Below are 2,935 nucleotides of genomic sequence, written 5' to 3'. Positions count from 1 at the left end.
CCCCCGGCCCCGCCTATACGGCGCTGGCCGATGCCTTGCGCTCGCTCATCCTGAGCCTGCGTTATATCGAGCCCAAGTCGCGCGCCCTGCCTGTCATGCGGCACTCGACCAATGTCTGGAAGATCCGCATCGACAACCCGAAGCTGCTGGTGGCGAGCCGCATCGTCATCCGGGTCGGGTCCGAGCTGTCGGAAGATGCGCTGCGCAAGATCTTCGTCAATCAGGCGACGGTCGGCGCGGCCGACCAGTTCGAAGGCCTGTGGAAGTCGCGCCTGCCCGGCATTCCGCTGAAGCCGCTGCATTCACAGCCGCGCGAAATCCCCTACGACGGCGACCGGCTGTGCCTCGAGCTTGACCAGAAGAGCGAGCACTGGGCCTCGCTGCTCGACGCCCCCGGCTTCGTCATCGGCGTTTCCGGTGTCTTGCCGAGCGAGCCGCAGGTCGACTGCTATTCGGTGAACAGGTGAGATCATGAGCCGGGATGATCCCTTCGGACTGTCGGAGGATCGTGAACGCACGCGCATCAGACTGACCGGCGCCCAGATGCCGCGGCCGATGGCGCCGATGCTGACGGGTGCGCCGGTCAAGCGCTCGCGCGCCCATCCCAATGCGCTCATCAACGCCTTCGCGCCGCTGCTCGAATTCGCGCCCGAGCTTGAAAGCGCCCTGGCGCCGGAGAACCCTGAAACATTGCGCACGCGCCTGCTCGAAGAGCTGGTTCGGGCGCGCGATGCCGCCATGACATCGGGATCGTCTCTGGAGCGCGCCGATCAGGCGGCCTGGGTGGTGGCGGCGCTGCTCGACGACCTCGCGCTGAACACGCCCTGGGGCGGCGCCAGCGCATGGCCCCGCCAGCCGCTGGTGGTCATGCTGCGCGGCGACGTCGATGCCGGCACCCAGTTCTTCACGCGTCTCGACGAACTGGAGCGCCACCCGAACCGGGATCGCGAATTGCTGGAGCTGCAGTACCAGTGCCTGGCGCTCGGCTTCCGCGGCAAATACCGGGTGCCCGGCCGCTCCGGCGACCGATCGCTCAATGCCGTTCGCGTGGCGGCGGCGCGCTTCCTGCGCGATGCCGACGCCGAGGGCGCGCCGCTGTCGCCACACTGGAAAGGCGTGATCGCCTCGGACGAGCCGCAGCGCTTCATCGTGCCGATCTGGGTGATGGCGCTTGCCGCGGCGGTGATCGCCACCGTGGTCCATATCGGCCTCTCGATGGGACTGAGCAGCCAGGCGGTGGAACTCTCGGCGCTCGTCCGCGCGCTGCCGCCGCCTCAGCGCGCCGACATCGCGCGCGCCGCGCCAAAGGTCGACGCGCCGGAACCGCCTGCGCCGGAACCGGTCGACTTCGCGCTGCTGCCGGAATTCAAGGCCGAAGCGCCGGACGACCTCAGGGGGGCGCTCAGCGGCACCGAAAGCGTGTCGCTCGCCAAGCTGGTCATCCAGTCCTCCAACCCCGAACTCTTCCAGTCGTCACGGCCAACGCTGACCCAAGGCTATGAGCCACTGGTGGAATCCATCGCCAAGGTCATCCTCGCCAACCAGGAACTCATCGGAAACATCACCGTCGTCGGCCACACCGACAACGTGCGCCTGCAAAGGTCCAACCCGCTTTCGAGCAACCAGCGGCTCTCGGAAGCGCGGGCCGAGACCATAGCCGACCTCCTGGTGCGGGCCGGCGTGCCGCAGGAGCGCATCCATTCCGAAGGGCGCGCGGAGACCGATCCGGTGGCCGACAACTCGACACGCGAGGGTCGGGCGCTCAACCGGCGCGTAGAGGTACTGGTCGAGAAGAGGCTTTGAGATGTTCATCCTTCGCTTCCTCTGGGCCGTGCTCACCTCGCGCTTCCTTTGGACGCTGATCGGCATCGCGCTGCTTTCGCTGGTCATCTGGATTTTCGGCCCGATCGTCCAGGTTGGCCCCTATTCGCCGTTCGACTCCGACAATGTGCGCATCGCCATGATCGCTGGGCTGATCATCCTGTGGCTGATCTGGCTCATCGTCGCCCAGCGCCGCGCGATCCGCGCCAACCGCATGTTCGTTGCCGAGATCGCGGCGCCGGCGGCGGAGAAACAGCTTACCCCCGGCGAGGAGAACGTCGCCGCCGTCGGCGCAAAATTCGGCGAGGTGATGGCCGAGCTGAAGCGCCGCAAGCTCGGCGGGCGCAAGTTCCTGCGCGAGATGCCCTGGTATGTGATCGTCGGGCCGCCGGCCACCGGCAAGACCACCGCCTTGCGGCAGTCCGGGCTGAATTTCCCCATCGATCTCACCGACGACCTGCAGGGTGTTGGCGGCACCCGCAACTGCGACTGGTTCTTCTCCGAGAACGCGGTGCTGATCGACACCGCCGGCCGCTATGTCCAGCAGGAAAGCCAGCCTGACGTCGACGCGGCGGAATGGTTGGGCTTCCTCGACCTCTTGAAGAAGCATCGGGGCCGTCGGGCGCTGAACGGCGTGATCGTCGCGCTTTCTATCGATACGCTTTCGGAGGGCGACGAGGCCATCAAGGCGCACGGCCGCAAGATCCGCCGCCGGCTGGCCGAGCTCAACGACCGGCTCGAAATCCGCCTTCCGGTCTATCTGATGCTGACCAAGGCCGATCTGATCAAGGGTTTCGAGGCCTTCTTCGGCGGCCTGTCGACGGCATCGCGCGAACAGGTGTGGGGGACGACCTTCCCGCTCGATGCGCGCGTCGACGCCAAGACCGTCGAGCGCGAAATCACCACGCTGGCGACCGAGCTCGAGCGACGCCTTGTGCCGCGCCTTGAGGATGAGGACAAACTCGCCGCGCGCGCCGAGATCTTCCGCTTCCCCGCCCAACTCGCAAGCCTTTCCGAGCCGATCCAGCTGCTGATCGAGGCGATGTTCGGCGAAAGCCGCTATGAAGAGGCAGCCTGGCTGCGTGGCCTCTATCTGACGTCGGCGACCCAGGAA

The 2,935-nt window shown here is 66.8% G+C and carries 3 protein-coding genes; all 3 read left to right on the top strand.

Translation table 11 applies throughout. The annotated features are described in order from the left end of the window. The coding region (tssK, locus tag EN781_RS29825; protein ID WP_189347929.1) for a type VI secretion system baseplate subunit TssK at positions 1–467 on the top strand (467 nt) is incomplete at its 5' end. A gap of 4 nt (positions 468–471) precedes the next feature. Beyond that, positions 472–1,803, top strand: a complete 1,332-nt coding sequence (gene tssL / locus EN781_RS29820; protein WP_126058942.1) for a type VI secretion system protein TssL, long form — start codon at positions 472–474, stop codon at positions 1,801–1,803. A 1-nt stretch (position 1,804) separates the two neighbouring features. Next, positions 1,805–2,935 (top strand): type VI secretion system membrane subunit TssM (gene tssM, locus EN781_RS29815; protein ID WP_127400611.1); only part of this gene is annotated, 1,131 nt, incomplete at its 3' end.

Origin of the sequence: Mesorhizobium sp. M4A.F.Ca.ET.090.04.2.1, assembly GCF_003999085.1 — a bacterium.
Classification (GTDB): Bacteria; Pseudomonadota; Alphaproteobacteria; order Rhizobiales; family Rhizobiaceae; genus Mesorhizobium.
Note: the sequence above shows the minus strand (reverse complement) of the source record. Positions and strands in the feature narration are given on the sequence as shown.